Source organism: Allobosea psychrotolerans (assembly GCF_002917105.1).
GTDB lineage: Bacteria > Pseudomonadota > Alphaproteobacteria > Rhizobiales > Beijerinckiaceae > Allobosea > Allobosea psychrotolerans.
This window is the reverse complement of record NZ_PQFZ01000006.1, coordinates 1-20,472: the sequence shown is the minus strand read 5'-3', so window position 1 is coordinate 20,472 and position 20,472 is coordinate 1. Positions and strand designations below refer to the sequence as shown.

At 67.0% G+C, this 20,472-nt stretch carries 19 protein-coding genes, 1 tRNA gene and 1 pseudogene; 9 read left to right on the top strand and 12 right to left on the bottom strand.

Features of this window, described 5'->3' with window-relative positions; all coding sequences use genetic code 11:
• Positions 1-76 precede the first annotated feature (76 nt).
• The gene (locus CYD53_RS12040; protein WP_103718346.1) at positions 77-1,081 is read left to right on the top strand and encodes an esterase-like activity of phytase family protein; all 1,005 of its coding nucleotides are present in this window, start codon (positions 77-79) and stop codon (positions 1,079-1,081) included.
• Positions 1,082-1,284: 203 nt separating this feature from the next.
• Here the strand turns inward: CYD53_RS12040 and rpmB are convergent, their stop codons facing one another.
• On the bottom strand, positions 1,285-1,572 hold the full coding sequence (gene rpmB / locus CYD53_RS12035; RefSeq protein ID WP_103718345.1) for a 50S ribosomal protein L28: 288 nt from the start codon (positions 1,570-1,572) through the stop codon (positions 1,285-1,287).
• A 276-nt stretch (positions 1,573-1,848) separates the two neighbouring features.
• Between rpmB and CYD53_RS12030 the strand changes: the two genes are divergently transcribed.
• The 6 genes from CYD53_RS12030 (at position 1,849) to CYD53_RS12005 (ending at position 9,446) form a co-directional block, all read left to right on the top strand.
• A complete protein-coding gene (locus CYD53_RS12030) occupies positions 1,849-2,673 on the top strand; it encodes a DUF3108 domain-containing protein (RefSeq protein ID WP_245928209.1) in 825 nt (274 codons plus the stop codon).
• Positions 2,674-2,941: 268 nt separating this feature from the next.
• Positions 2,942-3,829 carry an alpha/beta fold hydrolase gene (locus CYD53_RS12025; RefSeq protein WP_103718343.1) on the top strand — a complete coding sequence of 296 codons (888 nt, stop codon included), beginning with the start codon at positions 2,942-2,944 and terminating at the stop codon, positions 3,827-3,829.
• 347 nt (positions 3,830-4,176) lie between these two features.
• The gene (locus tag CYD53_RS12020; protein WP_103718599.1) at positions 4,177-7,485 is read left to right on the top strand and encodes a helicase-related protein; all 3,309 of its coding nucleotides are present in this window, start codon (positions 4,177-4,179) and stop codon (positions 7,483-7,485) included.
• Positions 7,486-7,630: 145 nt separating this feature from the next.
• Entirely contained in the window at positions 7,631-7,942 is a 312-nt protein-coding gene (locus tag CYD53_RS12015) for an RNA-binding S4 domain-containing protein (protein WP_103718342.1), read from the top strand.
• Between the two features lie 176 nt (positions 7,943-8,118).
• Complete coding sequence (fdxA, locus tag CYD53_RS12010; protein WP_103718341.1) at positions 8,119-8,457, top strand: ferredoxin FdxA; 339 nt, start codon at positions 8,119-8,121, stop codon at positions 8,455-8,457.
• A 389-nt stretch (positions 8,458-8,846) separates the two neighbouring features.
• Positions 8,847-9,446 (top strand): CarD family transcriptional regulator, encoded by a 600-nt coding sequence (locus CYD53_RS12005; RefSeq protein ID WP_092171656.1) that lies wholly within the window; start codon positions 8,847-8,849, stop codon positions 9,444-9,446.
• Between the two features lie 355 nt (positions 9,447-9,801).
• Here CYD53_RS12005 and CYD53_RS12000 read toward each other — a convergent pair whose 3' ends face one another.
• Entirely contained in the window at positions 9,802-11,283 is a 1,482-nt protein-coding gene (locus tag CYD53_RS12000; protein ID WP_103718339.1) for a M48 family metalloprotease, read from the bottom strand.
• Between the two features lie 4 nt (positions 11,284-11,287).
• Entirely contained in the window at positions 11,288-12,070 is a 783-nt protein-coding gene (locus tag CYD53_RS11995) for a hypothetical protein (protein ID WP_103718338.1), read from the bottom strand.
• Positions 12,071-12,098: 28 nt separating this feature from the next.
• Between CYD53_RS11995 and CYD53_RS11990 the strand changes: the two genes are divergently transcribed.
• Positions 12,099-12,175, top strand: a tRNA-Arg gene (locus CYD53_RS11990).
• A gap of 103 nt (positions 12,176-12,278) precedes the next feature.
• The gene (locus CYD53_RS11985) at positions 12,279-12,656 is read left to right on the top strand and encodes a hypothetical protein (RefSeq protein ID WP_146055906.1); all 378 of its coding nucleotides are present in this window, start codon (positions 12,279-12,281) and stop codon (positions 12,654-12,656) included.
• A 36-nt stretch (positions 12,657-12,692) separates the two neighbouring features.
• On the opposite strand, the gene CYD53_RS11980 is transcribed toward CYD53_RS11985, so the two are convergent.
• The 9 genes and pseudogenes from CYD53_RS11980 to CYD53_RS30250 all read right to left on the bottom strand — a co-directional run.
• Positions 12,693-13,517 carry a MipA/OmpV family protein gene (locus CYD53_RS11980; protein WP_146055905.1) on the bottom strand — a complete coding sequence of 275 codons (825 nt, stop codon included), beginning with the start codon at positions 13,515-13,517 and terminating at the stop codon, positions 12,693-12,695.
• 78 nt (positions 13,518-13,595) lie between these two features.
• A complete protein-coding gene (locus CYD53_RS11975; protein WP_103718335.1) occupies positions 13,596-14,975 on the bottom strand; it encodes a sigma-54-dependent transcriptional regulator in 1,380 nt (459 codons plus the stop codon).
• Entirely contained in the window at positions 14,972-16,759 is a 1,788-nt protein-coding gene (locus tag CYD53_RS11970; protein WP_181011829.1) for a sensor histidine kinase, read from the bottom strand. The genes CYD53_RS11975 and CYD53_RS11970 overlap by 4 nt, the downstream gene beginning before the upstream one ends.
• Positions 16,760-16,939: 180 nt before the next feature.
• Entirely contained in the window at positions 16,940-17,365 is a 426-nt protein-coding gene (locus CYD53_RS11965) for a DUF2147 domain-containing protein (protein WP_181011828.1), read from the bottom strand.
• A complete protein-coding gene (locus CYD53_RS11960) occupies positions 17,358-17,768 on the bottom strand; it encodes an EamA family transporter (RefSeq protein ID WP_103718332.1) in 411 nt (136 codons plus the stop codon). Before CYD53_RS11960 ends, CYD53_RS11965 begins: the two co-directional genes overlap by 8 nt.
• Complete coding sequence (locus CYD53_RS11955) at positions 17,765-18,937, bottom strand: GNAT family N-acetyltransferase (RefSeq protein ID WP_103718331.1); 1,173 nt, start codon at positions 18,935-18,937, stop codon at positions 17,765-17,767. The genes CYD53_RS11960 and CYD53_RS11955 overlap by 4 nt, the downstream gene beginning before the upstream one ends.
• Entirely contained in the window at positions 18,934-19,788 is an 855-nt protein-coding gene (locus CYD53_RS11950) for an alpha/beta hydrolase (RefSeq protein ID WP_103718330.1), read from the bottom strand. Before CYD53_RS11950 ends, CYD53_RS11955 begins: the two co-directional genes overlap by 4 nt.
• A 10-nt stretch (positions 19,789-19,798) precedes the next feature.
• Entirely contained in the window at positions 19,799-20,158 is a 360-nt protein-coding gene (locus CYD53_RS11945) for an EamA family transporter (protein ID WP_092171629.1), read from the bottom strand.
• Positions 20,155-20,472, bottom strand: a pseudogene (locus tag CYD53_RS30250) (arginase); the annotation flags it as partial. The pseudogene CYD53_RS30250 and the gene CYD53_RS11945, both read right to left, overlap by 4 nt.

Sequence of the window (20,472 nt, the reverse complement as noted above, 5' to 3'; positions counted from 1 at the left end):
TCCAGGGGCCGACACCTCACCCCTGCCCCTCTCCTTACAGGAGAGGGGTTCCCCGCGCCGTCATCGCCTTGCTCTGATGCGTCTGACTCGTCGCCAAGCGCTCGCGGGGATATCCTCGCTCGGCCTGGCTCCGCCCACTCTCGCCCAATCCTCCGAGCAGCCGCTCATTCCGATTGCGATCTCGGCGCGTCCGATCAAGGCGTTCGAGCCGCGCAGCCCCGAGAAGACGCGTTTCGGCCAGTTGAACTTCCGCGGCGGGCTCGTCCTGACCGCAAACCATCCGCGTTTTGGCGGTTTTTCCGGACTGTGGCGCTCACCGGGCGGGGTTGAGCTTGTCTCCATCACCGATAATGGCTTCTGGCTGACGGCGAGGCCGCGCTCGCAAGGTGGCCGTATCGTTGCGCTCGAAGGGGCGGAGCTTGCGCCCATCCTCGGGGCGTCCGGCAAGCCGCTGCACCGCTCGCGCTATTACGACACGGAGAGCCTGACGATCGCGGACGGCGTCGCCTATATCGGCGTCGAGCGGACGCATGACATCCTGCGCTTCGACTGGGCGAAAGAGGGCGTCGCGTCGCGCGCCCGCATCGTGCCGGTGCCGCGCGAGGTCAAGCGCCTGCCGAGCAATCGCGGGCTGGAGGCGATCGGCGTCGCGCCAACCGGCCATCCGCTTGCGGGCGCGCTCGTCGCCATCGCCGAGCGCTCGGGCGGCGAGCTTGATCCGACGCTCGGCATCATCCTCGGCGGCCGGCAGCCGGGCCTGTTCCAGCTCGCGCGCCATGACGGCTTCGACATCACCGATCTCGCCTTCCTGCCCGGCGGCGACATGCTGGTGCTGGAGCGCTGGTATCGGCCGCTGCGCGGCGTCGGCATGCGCATCCGCCGGATCGCCGGGGCAGGCATCAAGCCCGGAGCGGTGCTCGACGGCCCCTATCTGATCGAGGCCGATCTCGGCCAGGAGATCGACAATATGGAGGGCTTGGCCGTCCATCTGGAGCAGGGCAAGACGATCCTGACGCTGATCTCGGACGATAATTTCTCGTTCCTGCAGCGGACGATCCTGCTGGAATTCGAGCTGGCTTGAGCAGTTGCCGTCATGGTCGGGCTTGCCCCGACCATCTCTGAAGGAGGACCCTCCGGGCAGAGCGTCTCGGATTTCCGCGGAATTTATCCTTGGGCCGATCGAAGATCGGACCCGGGGGCTGCGTCTGCGAATGGCGGGGCCTCAGCTCAAACGAAAAAAGCGGCCTTCCGGCCGCTTCATTCAATCGCGAAGGACTCGATCGCTCAGGCGGTGGCGAGCTTCTTCTCGATGTCGCGCTTCAGGGTCAGGGCGCCAGCCGAAAGGTCGGCGGCCGGAGCCTTGACCAGGAAGGCGTCGAGGCCGCCGCGATGGTCGACCGTGCGCAGGGCATTGGCCGAGACGCGCAGACGAACCGAACGGCCCAGCGCATCCGACTGCAGCGTGACCTGCACGAGGTTGGGACGGAAAACCGTCTTGGTCTTGCGGTTCGAGTGGCTGACGAGGTGCCCGGTCAGGGTACCTTTCCCGGTCAGTTCGCAACGGCGGGCCATGTCATCGTTCCTTGCTGCAACCGGTTCGCTCAAACAAAAATGCCGACACGCGACGTGCCGGACATGAGCACCGGAAGTCAAATTGAAGTCGCGGTTCCATAGCCAAGGCAGGCGGCGGCGTCAAGGAGAACTCGCCGATAGCGGCGCGTTGCGGCCGACGGCAACGGGAGAAAGAGGTCGGACCGGCGCGCGGCTCGCCAAATGCCGCGAAACAGGTCACGATTCAGACCGATTCGCAGTGCATTGCACATCATACCCGAAGCTCGGAGGAAACGGATGAAACCCGCCATCGCGCCGTCCCTGGCCGGGTTGTCCCTTGTCGCGATGCTGGCGGCGACGAGTCTGCCGGCGCAGGCCGCCTCGCTCGACGCGAAATACCAGGTCTCGCTGCTGGGACTGACGCTCGGCACGGCGAATCTCAGCGGCGGCATCGATTCCAGCGGCTACAAGCTCGACATCGTGGCGAAGCTGACCGGCTTGGTCGGCGGCTTCACCGGCGGGCGCGGCTCGGGCGCGGCGACCGGCAATATCAATGGCGGCAAGCCGATGGCGGCGACCTTCGCGATCAGCTCCGCCAGCTCCAGCGAGAGCCGGACCGTGCGCATGGCGCTCGGCGGCGGCAATGTCCAGGCGATCGAGATCGTTCCGCCGATCGACTTCAAGCCGGACCGCGTACCGCTGACGGACAGCCACAAGCGCAATATCCTGGATCCGCTCAGTGCCTTCCTGATGCCTGTCGACGGCAAGGGCGGCAGCGCGAGCGCCTGCAACCGCACGCTGCCGATCTTCGACGGGGCGGCCCGCTATGACATCAAGATGAGCTATGCCGGCTCCCGGGAGGTCAAGCTGGACGGCTATGGCGGCCCGGTTGCGATCTGCCAGGTGCGTTATGTGCCGATCGCCGGCCACAGGGCGCTGCGGCCCAGCACCAAGTTCATGGCCGAGAACAAGGACATCAGCGTCTGGCTCGCGCCGGTGGCGGGGACGAATGTGATGGTCCCGGTGCGCATTTCGGTGAAGACGATGATCGGCACCGCCGTGGTCGAAGCCTCGAGCTTGAAGGTCGACCCCGGCGTGACGGCGAGCACTGCCGGAAATTGAGGCTCAAGCAGGATGCGAAAAAGTGGGAACCGGTCTTTTGCGCCGATCCTGCTCTAACGTCTTGATGAGAGGCGGATTCAGATTTGAGATGGGATCACTTGGTGATGCCATCCGAAGTCATCCGGCTCTCGGCGCGCTGCGTGCGGGCGAATGCGCTCGAGCCGCCTGTGGAGAACCGGCGCCGCAAGGGCGTCATGCTCCCCAGCCGATTGCGGCGGCGACGGAGCCGGCGCTACGCTGACGCTACTGCCTGCGCCAGAAAGACGCCATGACCGCCGATTTCACCGCTCCGCCGGGTCTGCGCCATCGCCAGATCGTTGTCCGCGACACCACGCTGCATGTCGCCGAGATCGGCGATGGCCCACCTGTCCTGTTGCTGCATGGCTGGCCGGAGTTCTGGGCGACCTGGCTGCCGCTGATCAATCGCCTGCATGGCGAGTTCCGATTGATCGCGCCTGATCTGCGCGGTTTTGGCGACAGCGCCAAGTCAGCGGCGCCGCGCAGCGATGTCGGCGCCAATTGCCATGCCGACGACATGGCGGCGCTGCTGCATGCGCTGGATCTCGATGCGGTGGGCGTCGTCGGCCATGATGTCGGGGCCTATGCGGCGCAGGCGCTGGCGCGCCGGCATCCCCAGGCGGTCGAGCGATTGCTGTTCTTCAATTGCCCCACAGCGAGCGTCGGCGGGCGTTGGGTCCATGACGGGCATGTCAACGAGGTCTGGTACCAGTCGTTCCAGCAGCTCGGCCTGGCCGAGGCGCTGGTGGGTTTGAGCCGCGAGGCCTGCTCGCTCTATCTCGGGCATTTCCTGACGCATTGGTGCCACCGCAAGGACGCTTTCGAGCCGGCCTTCGAGGTCTGGGTCGATAATTTCATGAAGCCCGGCAATCTGCGCGGCGGGTTCGACTGGTATCGCAGCCAGAACGCGCTGCGGCTGGCGGCGATCGACGGCCACGCACCGCCATCCGTGCGGATTCACCAGCCGACGCGGGTACATTGGGGCCGGCATGACCCGATCCTGAAATCGGAATGGGCGGCTTTCGTGCCGGAGCATTTCGACGAGGCCAGGGTCACCTTCTGCGAAAGCGCCGGGCATTTCGTGCATGTCGAGGCGCCCGACGAGGCGGCCGAGGTGTTCGTCGACGTCTTCGGCTGATCACGCCAGACCGAATCGACGGCGATCTTGACCATCGTGGCGGCGCACCCTCTCGTTTCGGCGCGGGAAAGACCTAAATAGGCTGAAGGCGCGATACGGCCCAGGGCCGCGTCAGCCGCGCGAGAGGACAGACGATGCCGGTGCTTCGATTCCAGATGGGGTGGTCGCGTTCACCTGAGCCGCGATACCGTGCCGGGAACGAAACCGGATTCAGGCCGAGTCAGCGATTCGGGCTTGCTTCGTTCAGGACTCGTTCTATCCCCTGATGCCTCGTCGTCGCCCCGAGACCGTCCGGCGCAGCCGCGCGCCGGATGGCGGGGCGGGCGGTCACGATCGGTCGCGTTTTGATTTCAGCTCGTCCCTTGCCTCGCTCCGTCCGTGCAAACGGCGTCACCGCGGTTCTCGGCCCCACCAACACCGGCAAGACGCATCTGGCGATCGAGCGGATGGTGGCGCATCCGACAGGCATGATCGGCTTGCCGCTCCGGCTGCTGGCGCGCGAGGTCTACAGCCGCGTGGTCGAGAAGGTCGGCGCGGAGGCTGTAGCGCTCGTCACCGGCGAGGAGAAGATCAAGCCGGAGCGGCCGCGCTTCTGGGTCTGCACGGTTGAAGCGATGCCGCGCGATCTTGCGGTCGATTTCGTCGCGATCGACGAGATCCAGCTCGCCGCTGATCTTGATCGCGGCCATGTCTTCACCGACCGGCTCCTGAACCGGCGCGGCCGGGCCGAGACCATGCTGATCGGGGCCGGCACGATGAAGCCGCTGATCGAGCAGCTCATCCCCGGCGTCCACGTCGTCACGCGCCCGCGCCTGTCGCAATTGCTCTTCGCCGGCGACCGCAAGATCACCAGGCTGCCGCCGCGCTCGGCCATCGTCGCCTTCTCGGTCGAGGAGGTCTACGCCATCGCCGAGCTGATCCGCCGGCAGAAGGGCGGGGCGGCCGTGGTGCTGGGTGCCTTGTCGCCGCGGACACGCAATGCGCAGGTCGAGATCTACCAGTCGGGCGATGTCGACTATCTCGTCGCGACCGACGCGATCGGCATGGGCCTCAATCTCGATGTCGACCATATCGCCTTCGCAGCGGACAAGAAGTTCGACGGCCATCATGTCCGCAAGCTCAACCCGGCCGAATTCGGCCAGATCGCGGGGCGGGCGGGGCGGCATCTGCGCGACGGCACCTTCGGCACCAGCGGACGTTGCCCGCCCTTCGAGGCCGATCTCGTCGATGCGATCGAGAACCATCGCTTCGAACCGGTTCGGCAGTTGCAGTGGCGCAACACCGATCTCGACCAGCGTTCGATCGAGAGTTTGCTCGACAGCCTCAATATCCAGCCTTCGGAGCCGGGGCTGACGCGGGCGCTGATCGCGGAGGACATGACGACGCTGGAAATCCTGGCGAAGGACCCCGACGTCAAGGCGCTGGCTCAGGGGCGTGCTGCGGTCGAGCGGCTCTGGGAGGTGTGCGGACTGCCCGATTACCGCAAGATCGCGCCCATGCAGCATGCGGACCTCGCGACCACGCTTTATCTGCGCCTGATGCGCCATGGCCGGCTCGATCTGGACTGGTATCACGCCCAGCTTTCGGCGCTCGACCGCACGGATGGCGAGATCGATACGCTGTCGGCGCGCATCGCGCAGGTGCGAACCTGGACCTTCGTCGCCAACCGTCCCGACTGGTTGCCTGATCCTGAGCATTGGCAGGGGGTGGCGCGTCTTGTAGAGGACAAGCTGTCGGACGCTTTGCACGAGAGGCTTGCCAGCCGTTTTGTGGATCGGCGCACGAGTGTGCTGATGCGTCGTTTGCGGGAGAATACCATGTTGGAGGCTGAGGTCACCACGGCGGGCGATGTGCTCGTCGAGGGCCAGCACGTCGGAATGCTGCAGGGGTTTCGCTTCACGGCGGACCCGAAGGCCGGCGGGCCGGAGGCGAAAGCCCTGAATATGGCTGCGATGAAGGCGCTCGCCAGCGAGATCGAAGCGCGCGCCGCGCGCGTCGTTCTGGCCGGCGACGATGCTTTCGTGTTGTCGCATGACGGTTTGCTGCGCTGGGTCGGCGAGCCGGTGGCGCGCCTGGTCGCGGGCGAGAAGGCGATCGAGCCGCGCCTGCGCCTGCTGGTCGAGGAACATCTGACGGGGCCGGCGCGCGAGCAGGTCGAGACGCGCCTGACGCTCTGGCTGAAGAATCACGTCACCCGCCTGCTCGGTGCGCTGCTGTTGCTGGAGGATGCGGCGACGCTGACCGGCATCGCGCGCGGCATCGCCTATCAGGTCGCCGAATCGCTCGGCGTGCTCGAGCGCACCAAGGTCGGCGAGGAGATGAAGGCGCTCGACCAGGAGGGCCGTGCCGCCCTGCGCCAGCTGGGCATCCGTTTCGGCGCGTTCCATCTTTATGTGCCGGCGCTGCTGAAGCCGGCACCCCGCGCGCTCGCGGCCCAGCTCTGGGCCCTCAAGCACGGTTCGCCGGAGATGAGCGGGCTCGACGACATTGCCCACCTCGCGGCTTCGGGCCGGACCTCGTTTGCCGTCGACAAGGCGGTTCCCAAGGGGCTCTACCGCGCTGCCGGCTATCGCGTCTGCGGAGAGCGTGCCGTGCGCGTCGACATCCTGGAGCGCCTGGCCGATCTGATCCGGCCGGCGATCGCCTATCGCCCGGGCCTCACCCAGGGCACGCCGCCGAGCGGCGCCGCCGACCAGGACGGTTTCGTCGCCACCGGCGCGATGACCTCGCTCGTCGGTTGCGCCGGCGAGGATTTCGCCTCGATCCTGCGCTCGCTCGGCTATGTCTCGGTTAAGCGTCCGGGCCCGGCCATCACCGTGCCGTTGGCTGCGCCCCCGGCGCCGAAGCCGGAGCCGGTCAAGGTCGATCAGACTGTTGTTGCCACTGAGGCTGCCGAGCAACCGGCGGAGGGCGTCGTCTCCGACGAGCCCGCTTCTGTCGCCGAGGATGTGGCGTCCGTATCCGAGGTGACGGAGGCCGTCGCGCCGCTCCCGGCGGAAACCGAAGCGGCGCCAGCTCCCGAGCCGGAACCCGTGGCCGTTCCCGCTGATCTGATGTCGGCCTTGCCGGACGCCGCCGAAGAGCCTGCTGAGCAAGCGCCGGCGGAGGCTGCTGCCGAGGCGACAGAGGCGGCTGCGACCGCAACGCCTGCGCCAGCGGCCGAGCCGGAATTGATCGAGGTCTGGCGGCCGCATCGCCACCAGGGCGGGCGCAGGCCCGAACAGGCTGGCCGTGGCGCCCCGCGCGAGGGCGCGCCCGGTGAACGCCAGCCGGGCGGTCGTCGCGGCGACAGGCCCAACCGCGGCGGGCGGCCCGATGACAGGCGGCGCGAGGGTGGGCCGGATCGCCCGGCCGTGGCCGCGGCAGCCGGTGCCGAGACGGCTCCCGCTGCGCCGCGCCCGGAGCGGGGACCACGGCGCGACGATGCGCCGCGCCAGGGGCAGCCGCCACGCGGCGGGCGTCCCGAGCAGGGTCGCGGCCCGCGGCCCGAGTTCAAGCGCGATCAGCGGCCGGGCGGGCCGCGTCGCGAGGATCGCGGTGGCGAGCGTTTCCAGCAGCCGCAGCGCCCGAGGCCGGCCGAGCGCGAGCCCGATCCGGATTCGCCCTTCGCCAAGCTTGCCGCGCTCAAGGCCCAGCTCGAGGGGCGCAAGACGTGAGCGGGCGATTCCAGGGCATTTTCGAGCGAAGCGGACACCGCTTCGCGTGAAGACAACGGGATAAGACAAGGAGATCGAGTCTTTCCGCGGTTCGGGGAAACGCGGAAGGACTCTGAGGCCACGACGCTGAACGGAAAGGCGGCCCTTGCGGCAGGATCGGCAACGCCTCGACAAATGGCTCTGGTTCGCGCGCTTCGCCAGGACGCGCCCGGCTGCGGTGCGCCTGGTTGAGGATGGGCATGTCAGGGTCGAAGGGCGCAGGATCGAAAACGCCGCGCATGGGCTCAAGCTCGGCGACGTGCTGACCCTGGCGCTGCCGCATGCCACGCTCGTCGTGCGGGTCCTGGATCTGGGCACGCGGCGCGGTCCCTACGAGGAGGCGCGGCTGCTCTACGAGCCGTTGAACGGCGCGGCGCGCGACGATCCGTCGCTTGCCGAGGGGAAACCGGGCGGCTAAGCTGAATATTCATTTGTGTACATATGATTGTCACTGATCGGTACTGGGAATTTCCATCTCCGCGCGGCGCTCCGGGTAGAAATTCCTACTGCCGAATGGGCTGAAAACGGCCTTGAAACCCGCGCCCTTCGGCGCTTTATGAGGCGGCCGCGCGCGGACGAAGAAGGACGGACGACATGACCTATGTGGTCACCGAGAACTGCATCAAGTGCAAGTACATGGATTGCGTCGAGGTCTGTCCGGTCGACTGCTTCTATGAAGGCGAGAACATGCTCGTCATTCATCCCGATGAATGCATCGATTGCGGCGTCTGCGAGCCGGAATGCCCGGCCGAGGCGATCAAGCCCGACACCGAGCCGGGGCTCGAAAGCTGGCTGCAGCTCAACTCGAAATATGCTTCGTCCTGGCCCAACATCACCCAGAAGAAGGACGCGCCGCCGGATGCGAAAGCCTTCGACGGCGTCGCCGGCAAGCTCGAAGAGCATTTCTCGCCGAATCCCGGCGAGGGCGACTGAATCTGCCGTCACCTGAACAGGGGTGAGTGCTGACTTGCTTGGCTGCATTGCGCGCCAAGCCGAGGTGAAAACGCGTTTACCTTTGATTCGGCGTGTTTTTTGTGCTATGCATATCAGCACAGTCGAATTCGTTCCGCATGCCCCTGCGAGGTTTCACGAACGGGGCGCCCCCTTCGATACGAACGATCCCAGCTCCCGGTGCGTTGCCGGAGCGAAGTCGTCCGTTGTCTTTGAGTGCGTATGAAACGGTCGGCTGAGGGACGCGTGAGGCATTTGGACCGATCCTGATGATCGGTCCGTTCGCATCAGGCAGAGCGCCTCCGGTCATCCCGTCCGGAGGCGGACAACGTCAAGCCGCGTCAAGCGGTCCGGTCAGGAGTCGTAACGGCATGTCCATGGTGAAGAAAGCTGTTGTGCGCCTAGGTTTCAAGACGGGCGAGTTCGTCGTCTACCCGTCTCATGGCGTCGGCCAGATCACGGCGATCGAGGAGCAGGAAGTCGCTGGCTTCAAGCTCGAGCTCTTCGTCGTCAGCTTCGCCAAGGACAAGATGACCCTGCGCGTTCCCACGGCCAAGGCCGCCAGCGTCGGCCTGCGCAAGCTCGCCGATGCGGAGAGCGTCACCAAGGCCCTGACCACGCTGACCGGCCGCGCGCGCATCAAGCGCACCATGTGGTCGCGCCGGGCGCAGGAATACGAGGCCAAGATCAATTCGGGCGATCTCGTCGCGATCGCCGAGGTCGTGCGCGATCTCTATCGCTCCGAGGCGCAGCCCGAGCAGTCCTACTCCGAGCGCCAGCTCTATGAGGCGGCCGTCGATCGCATGACCCGCGAGATCGCCGTCGTCGACGACGTCACCGAGACCGAGGCCCTGAAGAAGATCGAGGCCCAGCTCGCCAAATCGCCGCGCCGCGCCGCCAAGGGCGAGGCGGCCGAGGCTGAAGCCGAGATCGAAGGCGACAATGACGACATCCAGGAAGAAGCCGCCTGAGGCTCCTTTCCCTGCGAGTTTAAGAGAAACCCGGCGGGCGACCGCCGGGTTTCTTCGTTTCGGCGACTTATGGCTGAGGCTGCGCCGTCATTCCGGGCTCAGGCCTTCGGCCTGCCGCGGAATGACGGCAAAGAATAACGCCATCGCTCATCGCTAGGACCTCGTTTGGACACTCCGCGAGCCCTCATCCTGAGGAGCCATTTCCGAGGAAATGGCGTCTCGAAGGATGCTCCAGGAGGCTCCGCAACCTCTGGAGCAACCTTCGAGACGCCGCTGACGCGGCTCCTCAGGATGAGGGCTGGAGGTTCCAGACGGACTCTAAAGGCCGTCAGTATCAGAGCGTCGCGGCCGGTCGCTATTCCGCGACGATCTTGTAGCGCTGCCCGGGCGTCAGCGGGCCGCTGCGATCCAGCCCGTTCAGGACCAGGAAGAGCTCCTGCGCCCGGTCCAGGCCGGGCATGCGCGCCGCCATGCTGGCCGCGGTGTCGCCGGCCGCGGCGGTGACGATGTGGATCTGCATCGGCCTGGCGGCCTGCGCTTCCGCCGCTGTCAGGGCGCGGAAGCTGTCGATCACGGCACGCATCGGCCGCTCCGGGTCGCTTGCGCCCTTCGCTGCCAGGATGAAGCGATAGACCCGCCCGCCGGCCTGGATCGCCGCGAGCCTGAACGTCCAGTCGGTGCCCCTGCCGGTGGTGACGACGGCGGGCTGGCCTGCAACGTCGAGGGTCTCGACCGCGCCGGTCTCGACGCCGTCGATCCAGCCGGAGGTGACATAGGCTTCCAGCGTCTGGCCCGGTTTCAGGCTGACTGAATCGAAGCGCAGCGCCTGGTTGCCGTTGGCGCTGACGCCGATCACCATGTCGCGCGCCGATTCCAGGCTGAAGCCGTCCGGCGCGGTGAAGGCGATGCGCAGCGCGCTGTTGAGATAGCGCTTGCCGCGCACCACGCCGTCGCGCGGGTCGTCGCCATAGGCGATGCCGTCGATCGCGGCGAGCCAGCGGGCGGCGTCGCGCTCGCCGATGCCCGGCGCGCCGATCTGGCGGGCGCCGGCGGTCACGGCGGCGACGCGCTCGGGCGTCGCGGGATGGCTGGAGAGAATGTCGAGCCGCTTGTCCTCGGCGCTCTGGCCCTGGCCGGCATTGCGGAAGGCGGTGTTGCGGCCGAGCGCTGCGAGGAAGCGGCCGGCGCCATAAGGGTCGTAGCCGGCGCGCGAGATGTTGCGCACGCTGATCTGGTCGGCAGTCAGCTCCTGCTGGCGCGAGAAGCGCGCGAGCGAGAGCTTCGAGCCCGCCTGCACCGCCGCGCCCGCGGCGGGATCCTTCAGCACCTGCGAGACGACCTGGCTGACCAGGGCGGATTCGAGCTCCTTCTCGGCGCGCTCGACCGCGTGCTGCGCCGTGACATGGGCGATCTCATGGGCGAGCACCGAGGCGATCTCGGCGGTGTCGTTGGCGAGCGCCAGCAAGCCGCGCGTCACATAGAGCCGGCCATTGGGCAGGGCAAACGCGTTCACCACCGGCGAATTCAGGATGGTGATCTCATAGGCGCCGATCTGGCCCTCGCTCGCCTTGGCCAGCCGCTGGACCACCTCGTCGAGCGCGGCCCGGGCGTTGGGCGCGCGATACTCGCCGCCGAAGGCCGTCAGCAGCCGCTGATGTTCGCTGTCCGAGGCGCGCTGGATCGCGTTGACGCGCGGCGCCAGCTCGCCGCCGGTGGTCTGCTGCGGCAGCAGGGCGCTCTGGTCGTTGGTGCAGGCCACGAGCAGAGCGGCCGGCAAGGCCAGCGCGATGAGCCGCTTGGGAAGAGCGCGGTATGCGTGTCGCCAGAACGCCAGCATGCTGTCAGTCGATCAGCTCCAGGGCGGCGGCCGAAGACGCCTCGAGCAGGGTGCCATCCTGTCCAGATAGCACACCGCGTGCCCGCACGCGTTTACCGGTCAGACCGCTCGCGGTCCAGCCGGAAGCCTGGAGTTCGCGCCATTGCGTGCGCGACAGCATGATCGCGCCGGCCTCGGCGCGCCGCCTTGAAAAATTCAGATAGGTGCGTTGCGCCCGTTCGCCCACGGAAGCCACCCGTCCCTCTACCACGACGAAGCGTCCCGCTTGCGCCTTCAAGGCGGCAATATCGTGACCGTCGATGGCATCTCCGACCAGAGCGGGCCCCGCTTGCGCCGGGCTGCGCGCGGCTGAGGGGCGCGCAGCCGGTGTCGCGCCGCATTCGGGAAAGGCCGCCTCCGGCAAGCGCTGCCCGGCGCCGTTGCGCAGCAGGGCGGCGGCAAGGTTCGTCGGTTCTGAACCGGCGGCCTCGGCGGGCACAAACAGCCGCGCCGGCAAGCGGCCCCAGCGGTCGCTCCCGGCCAGGATGACGAGCTTCAGCTCGCGCTCGCGCCACTGTGCGATTTCGCTGGCGAAGCGCGCCGCTTCCGCCGCGGTCTGGCGCGGCGCGATGCCGACGAGCCGCAGGCTGCGGCCATCGGCCAGGACGGGGTCGCCGGCCGCATCGACGCCGGCCAGCCGCACGCTCGGCGCGTCCGCCGGCAGCTGCGTGCAGGGCGCGGCAGCCCTGGCCGCGCTGAAAGGCGCCGCCACGACGACAAAAACGACGAGAAGAGGCTTCACCGGCATGGCGATTATGCTACACGGTTTTTCGTGCGTCCCGGTAGCTCAGCAGGATAGAGCAACGGTTTCCTAAACCGTAGGTCAGGGGTTCGAATCCCTTCCGGGACGCCATTTTCCCCAACTTCGGTCATGCCTCGCTCGTCTCGACGGGCATGACCCTTGACGACTCAGGCCTTGCTGCGGCATCCCGCGCCGCTCGAATGCGGAGGCGGTTATGCGGGTGTGGGTTGTTGCGGGCTTGATGGCTTTGGCTGGCGCGGCAAGCGCTCAGGACGGGGCCCGCGTCGTCACTCTCGCGAAGATCAGGGACCACCGGGCCGCGGGAGAGTTCATCCGGGTCGAAAACGTCACGATCGTGCGGTTCTCGACGTCCAAGGGCGGCGTGGCGAGCGACGCCACGGGCAGCGTGCGCTTCGATGACATCGGCATGCCGCCGCGAACGGTCAGCCATCTCGAACGCTATTGCAGCGGTGCCCATAGCGGCCAGGATCGTGGCGAATGCCGCGGCGCGCTGGAGTTCACGATCAATCCGCGCGACGGCGACCGCGGCAATTTCACGATCAGCGACGCCGATTTCATCCCGGAGAATTGAGCGGCCGCATCAGGCCGTGTGTGTCAGTCGCTGACGTCAGCCGCCGACCTTGAACGAATAGGTCGCGCCCAGGCCGAAGGTCACCTGGTCGCGCTGGCCCAGCACGCGCACGATCGGAGAAGTGTCGGCGGAATCGAGAAGCCGCTCATATTTGACGAAGGTGGTCGTCCTCCAGGCCGAGGACCAGTCATAGTCGAGCGCCGCGCCGACGCCGGCTGATTTGAGGCCGCCCTGGGGGCGGTACGCCGTCAGCCAGCCATTCGCGGCCGCTTCTCCTGCGCTGACGCCGAAATTCTTGCGCATGAAGGCCTTGTCGCCCAGCGAAAGCCGCGGGCCGCCCGAAAGCGTGAAGGCGCCGAATTTCTCGACCCAATCCGCCGAGAGATCGGCGACGACGCCGTGATGGCCGTGGAAGCCCTGGCGGATCTCGATGCGCGTGCGCAGGCGGTCCTGGATCGGCCAGAACTCGGCGAAGGCGCCGGCCTCGATCGTCCAGGGCACGTCCCTCAGGCCGGTGAGCTTGACGTCGGTGCCGCTGTAGCGGCCGGAGCGGAAGCTGGCGACAGGGCCGAAACTGAAGGTCTTGGTCTCATAAAGCGCGTAGTCGAGCCCGTCATCGGGGCTGCTGAAGCTGGCGGCCTCGCCGGCGCGGCGCCAGTTGATCGAGGGCATGCCGGACAAGCCGGCCTTGCTCGCCCCGTCATATTTCGGGCCGAGCTGGGCGGTGCCGCCGAGCGAGACGATCCAGCCGGAGGCGGGCTCGGGATTGAGGACCGGGGCTACGGGATCAGCCGCCAGCGCGCCGCTCGTCGCGGCGCAGAGGCCAGCCAGCAGGGCCATCGGCAATGTTGAACGAGCCAAGCGGAAAACTCCCGTAACACTTCGCTAGGGGCATGACACATCGGCGCCCTCAGGCCAACGCCTTCCCCTGCATGGGCCTCATTCGGCGACGCGGCGATTGACCTTGATGTCGAGCTTCTTGATGCGGTGCCAGAGGCTGCGCTCGGCAATTCCCAGCAGTTGCGCGGCCTGGACCTGCTTGCCGTCGGTGCGGCGCAGGGCCTCGATGATGAAGCGCCGCTCGATCTGCTCGAGCTCGGCGTCGAGATCATGGGGCAGATCGTCGAGCTCGCGCTGGCGCGCCGGCACGTCGAACAGGTCGCGCGGCAGGTCGGGTGCATCGATCGTCGGCGATTTGGCGACGATGACGGCCCGCTCGACGCAGTTCTGCAGCTCGCGGATGTTGCCGGGCCAGGAATAGCCGCTCATCGCCGAGAGCGCGCCGGGCGTGAAGCCGATGACGCGCTTGCCGACGCTCTCGGCCAGCTGGCGCAGGAAATGCGCGGCCAGGATCGCGATGTCCTCGCGCCGCTCGCGCAGGGCCGGCAGCTGGATCGGGAAGACGTTGAGGCGATAATACAGATCCTCGCGGAACTGGTTCGCAGCCACCGCCTGGCGCAGATCCTTATGGGTCGCGGCGATGATGCGGACATCGACGCTCTGGCTCTGGTTGCCGCCGACGGGCTCGAAGCTGCGTTCCTGGATGACGCGCAGCAGCTTGGCCTGGATCGCGATCGGCATATCGCCGATCTCGTCGAGGAACAGCGTGCCGCCATCGGCGGCGGCGAAACGGCCGACCCGGTTGGCGAGCGCGCCGGTGAAGGCGCCCTTGACGTGGCCGAACAGCTCGCTCTCCAGCAAGGCCTCGGGGATCGCCGCGCAATTGACCGCGACGAAGGGGCGCTTGCGCCTGGGGCTGTTGAAGTGGATGGCACGCGCCACGACCTCCTTGCCGGTCCCGCTCTCGCCATTGAGCATCACCGTGGCGCGCGTCTCGCAGACCTCGGTGACCTGTTCGATCACCCTGCGAAAGGACGGGCTGTTGCCGATCAGGTTCTCGAAGCTGTAACGGCCCTCGAGCTCGGTGCGCAGGCGTTCATTGTCGCGCACGACCTCGCTCAGGCGCAGCGCCCGGCCGATCGTCGCCGCGACGTCGTCGATTTCGAAGGGCTTTGCGATGTAGTCGAAGGCGCCTTCCTTGACGAGCTCGACAGCGTCGCGCACCGCGGCGAAAGCCGTGATCATCACCACGGGAATGTCGGGCCAGCGCCGGCGCACCTCGCGCATCAGGGTCCGGCCGTCCATGCCCGGCAGGCGCAGATCGGTGAGAACGAGATCGATCCGCTCCCGATCGAGGATCGCGAGCGCGTCCGTGGCGCTTTCGGCCGCGATGGCGCGGTAGCCGAAATCCTCCAGCGCGGCGGTCAGCACGTCGGCGAGGCGGGTCTCGTCATCGACGACGAGGATCGTATGCGTCATAAGGGCACCCTCGCATCGGTCTTCCCCGTATCGGACTTCTCCGCACCGGTCTTGGGCGCGCCGCCGGGCAGGGCATCGGGCGCAGCGACGGGCAAGGCGATGGTGAAGGAGGCTCCTTGCCCTTCCCGGCTCGTGCAACGCGCCGTGCCGCCATGGGCGGCGGCGACGGACTGCACCTTGGCGAGGCCCAGGCCCGTGCCCTTGGCCTTGGTGGTGAAGAACGGGTTGAAGATCTGGCCGATGATGGCGGCGGGAATGCCTGGCCCGCTGTCGGAAATCGTCAGCGACGCCTGCATGTCCTCGACGGCGAGGCTTGCGGTGATCGTACCGCCCGCGGACATCGCATCCATGGCGTTGAGCACGAGATTGAGACAGGCCTGGTGGAGCTGGTCGGGATCGCCCGAGATCAGCACGCCGTTGCTCTCATCCTGGATATCGAGGGCGATATGGCGCTTCGCCAGCTCCGGCGCGGCGAAGGATGCGACCCGGTCGATCACGGAGCGCAGCTGGAACACCGATTTGCTCGGTTCCTTGGGCTGGGCGAAGTCGAGGAAATCGCGCACCAGCGTCTCGATGCGGCGGACCTCGTCGATGATGTAGCCGAGCATGCGATCCTCGGAGGGGCCGAGCTTGGCGCGGTTGCGCACCACCTCGGTCGAGGTCTTGATGATGCCGAGCGGATTGCGCACCTCATGCGCGATCACCATCGCCGCCTGCCCCAGAGCCGAGAAGCGGTCGCGCCGGCGCAGTTCGGCCTCCAGGGCCTGAACCTTGCCGAGCTGCTCGGCCATGATGTTGAACCCGGTCGCAAGTTCGGCGATCTCGCGGCCGCCCTGGGCCGGTACGCGCTGCCTGTAGTCGCCCGCGGTGATCGACCTGACGCCGCGCGTCAGCGCCCGCAACGGCTTGACCAGGATGCCCGACATCGCGACGCCGACGATGATGGAAAGCGCGGAGCCGAACAGGAAGATGCCGACGAAAAGCCGCCAGCGGCCGATCTGCTCGAAGAAGCCGGCCCGGCTTGTCAGCCCGATGAAGGCGACGGCGACGAGCTTGCCGTCGAAGCCGTGAAAGCCGGTATAGACCGCGCGATAGGCGCCTTCATCGGCCTGGCTGTCGAAGATCGTCTTGGCGCCGGCTTCGAGCTTGTCGCGGATCGCCTGGGGAATCGGCCGGGCCGCGGCGGCGGAATGGGTCAGCAGGATCGGCACGAAGCCCGCGCCCGTATCGGCGAAGAGCCTGACATCGAGCGAGGTCACGACCTTGATGCCGCCGAGATACTGGTCGTCGAGCCAGGTGCCGACGATGACATGCGCCGTCTTGCCGAGCAGCTTCACGGTCTGGACGGCGCCGGCCATGATGTAGTGCTTGCCGTCGGTTTCGATCTTGAAGATGCCCTGCACGGTCTGTCTCGGCAGGGTGTCCGCGGCCACGATGTTGCGCGAGGCGTAGAGCATCTCGTGCTCGTCGGTGTAGATCGCGATCAGGTCGTAACCGACCGAGCCCAGCACGGCGAGGTCGTTCTCGATGATCGTGGGATGCCGCAACTCGTCTTCGGTCACGGTTTCGAGACGCATTGCGATCACGCTCGCGACGCGCTGCGCCTCAAGCGTCGCCTCGCGCACCTCCAGCTTGAAGTAGCGCGAGGTTTCACCGAGCCATTGCTCGACATTGCTTTCGAACGCGTTCGAGATCAGCCGTGCGGCGACATAGGCCGAAGCCAGCATCGCCGGCACGCTGACCAGCAGAAAGCCGATCACGAGCCGCAGTCTCAGTGTCGTCATGCGGGCTCGCATCATGAGACGATCATCCCGCGCTAGAGCAATTTCCGATCCGATCGGATCGTTCAATTGCTCTAACATTTTGTTTCAACGCGTTTTCTTCACGCGAACCGGTGCCCACTTCGCTCGAAAACGCTCCAGCTGCGCTGGACGCGGGCTGGAAAGGCGGCAGGGCGCGCCGCTTCATGGACGCCTCGTCCAGATGTCGTCGTCGCAGATGAGCCCGCCCATCACGCATCCCTTGATCGAAAGAGTCGTCTTCGATTTCAGCTCCAGCGTGGTCTTGTAGCTGCGGCCGTCCTCGGGGTTATAGCCGTCTCCGCTGAATGTGGCAGCAGCGGGATCGGGCTTGAAGCCGCTGAGCACGCGCAGGCCGAGAAGCGGGCGCCCCCGGTTCGCGGGGTCGGGGTTGGCGGAGTCGATGCGCGGCTGCTTGAGCCAGACGATCGTGCCGCACAGCGCCGGACCGCAGCGGGCGATCTCGATCTCGGATTCTCCGTCGGAATCGCGCCAGCGGCCGATGATGTCGGTCAGCGAATCCGCCATGGCGATCTGCGCGAAGAGCAAGGTGGCGACGGTGCCCAAGGCGAGGGAGAGAGCTCTACGCATGGTCCCCATCCGTTTCTCCCGATCCCAGGAGAAGAACGCCTGCGATGATCGTGGCGATTCCGCCGGCCTGCACGAGGCTGATGCGCTCGCCGAGCACCGCCCAGGCGAGCAGCGGCACGGTGACATAGGCCAGGCCGGTCATCGGGAAGGCCCGGCTCAGCGGCGTGGTCCGCAGGATCATCATCCAGACGACGAAGGTGCCGCCATAGCCGAGCGCCGCCAGCCAGACGCCCGGCAGCGTCAGGGCCCGGGCGATCATCGCCAGCCCGAAATCGAGGTCGGCGAGCCCGTCCGCCCCCCATTTGAAGGCGATCTGCGTGCCCGTATCGAGTGCGATGAACAGAGGCCAGATCACGAGCGCGCGCCAGGGCACTCCGGTCGACGGCATTTCAGTGGCGCTCATGGTGACACCTGTGCGTGCTGTTGGAGGCGATGGGCTTTCAGGTCAGGGTCGAGCCTGTCGAAGGCGATATAGGGGCTGATCGCGCGCAGGGCCCAGTTCAGCACGCCTTGCCGGTGCCGGAAGAAGACCACCGAGGGCACGAGCCGGCTGCCGAAGCGCAATTTCGAGGCATAGGCGGTCTGCCCGCTCTGCAGCCGACTGATGCCATGGGCGAGGCAGTACCGCACATTGGTCATCCAGCTCAGCGCGTAGAGGTTGTGCTCGCGCGCCAGCGGGTAGCGCATGCCGAGAAACTTATCGATGACGCGCTCGCGCTCGATCAGCAGCAGGTTGAAGGCTGCAAGCGTCGTCCCGACCCAGTACAGGACGAACAGCACCCGTTCGCCCAGCGCTGCGGCGATCCCGGAAAAGTAGCCCGGCGGCAGCTTTTCGAGATCGCCATAGTCGAGGCCGCTTTGCGCCCGTGTCGATTCGTAGAGCGCGACGATCTCGGCTTCGATGTCGGCGATCGAATGGCGCATCTCGATCCTGACAGTTCCGGCCTTGGCGAGCTTGCGGCGGATATCCTTGCGCGTCGCGGCCGAGAGCGCGGCGAGATAATCGGCCTCGCTGGCGAAGGGCAGATCGAGGACCGCGACCGGCAGGCTGCCGAGGCGAATGAAGCCATCGCTCTTCAGGATGTCCTCGAAGGCCTCGGCATCGTCGGGGGCGAGATCCTTCCAAGCGATGATGTGGACGCCCTCATTGCGGCCATGGGCGTCGATCGCCTCCCGCAAGGCAAGCCGGGCCTGTTGCCGCTCCTGCGCGTCGAGCGCGGGCGACAGGCCGATATGGCAACGCTCCGCATAGGGCGAGCCGACGCACAGGACCCGCAGCGAGACGAGCCTCGGCGCATGCCGGAACAGATAATCGCCGAGCGCGCGCAGGGGCCCCTGCAAGGGCGTGTCCAGCCGGTAGTCGATCAGGAAGAACGGCGCGACCGCGATCGTCTCGCCATCGCGCTCGATAGAGGCGGCGGAGGTGACGAGTTCCGCGCCGCTTGCGAGCGCGGCAGTTTCGCAGGCGGTGTAATAGGCATGGTTTTCCGCCTCGCCCGGGAAACAGGCGTCCCAGGCGTCGGCACGAATCTCGGCGACGCGGCTGGCGATATGCGTGCGCAGGGTATTCATTCGGCGGCGACGGCGCAGGCGCCCGCGCTTTCCCTGGCGGCGAAGGCGGCCGTGAGGCGCTGCGCGAGGCCCAGGCTCCGTTCGACGACGATGTCGTTCTGTCGGTCGATCGTGACGAGATGGTAGCAGTCGTCGAGCACCACCGTGTCGACGATCCCGCCGAGATGGCGCTGGATATGGACTGCGTTGGACAGGCTTGCGACGTCATCCTCGCGCGCATGCACGATGAGAGCCGGCTGCCTGATCGTGCCCATGCTGCGGCGGGTTTCCCTGATCAGCCCCCACATCTGCTTGACCGCGCCCGACGGCGTTCCGAGCAGGCCGGCGGCGGCGCTGTCACCGCGCCCCATCGCATGCACGATCATCGCGCGAATGCGCGGATCCTTGATGCCATAGGGCTCGCGCTCGACGAAGCGGAAGCGGCGGCCCATCGGCGTATCGATCAGCAGCTTGAGCAGGAAGCTGTACCAGGGGATGGACCAGCCATCATACCAGAGCGTCGGCGCATAGAGCGCCAGGCCGTCGATGTCCTGCGGGCGCTTGGCGGCAATGTACATCGCCATCACCGCGCCCATGGACAGGCCGCCGATGATGATCGTGTCGCATTGTGTCTTCATGCGGTCGAGCGCGGTCTCGACGCTGGCGATCCAGTCCTGCCAGTTCGTCGCGAGCAGATCGGCCTCGCTGCCGCAATGGCCGGCGAGCTGCGGACAATGCACGGTATGGCCGCCGCTCCGGTGCAGGGCCCGGGCGACGAGGCGCAGTTCCACCGGCGTTCCGCCCAGGCCGTGGATGAGCAGGAAACCGGTGCGGTTGCCGGCGAAGCGGAGGCTGTGATCAGCGAGGGGCACGGTCGCTCCGTCAGGCTGTGCGGGCGACGACGACGACGCCCAGGGTGATCAGGATCGCGCCGAGCCATTGCAGGCGGCTGACGGATTCCTTGAGGAAGACATGGCTGGCGAGCGTCACGCCCAGGAAATTCAGGCTGGCGATCGGGAAGGCGATGGAGAGCGGGACTTCCGCCAGGATGCGCAGCCAGACGAAGATCTCGACGATGTAGATCAGGACGCCGCCCGCGACCCAGGCCGAGCAGAGCAGCGCCATGGCCAGTTCGCGGCCCTGGACCTCGGGCAGGTTGTCGGCGCCGCGCTTGAGGCAAAGCTGCCCGGCGACGTCGCAGATCACGGAGAAGGCGAACCAGAGGATCAGCGACAGGCTCATGGCAGCACCCGTTCGAAACAATCCAGCAGGGTGGCGTTGACCTGCGCATTGATCGCCAGATCCTCTGCCGTGGGCGTGAAGCGCGGCGGATGATCGAAATAGGCCAATGTCGCCCGCAAGGGGTCGGAAAAGACGGCGCGGGAATAGTCGCCGCAGATATCGATCCCGAGGACATCGCACTGCGCGGCCAGCCGCTCGACGGCCAGGAGCAGCCGGGCAAGCGGCATGTCGCCCTGGTCCCAGTTGGTCACGGCGTCGCTGCGGCCGAGCACATCCTTGTCGATGGTGATCCAGATCGCCTTCGTCGGCAGCCC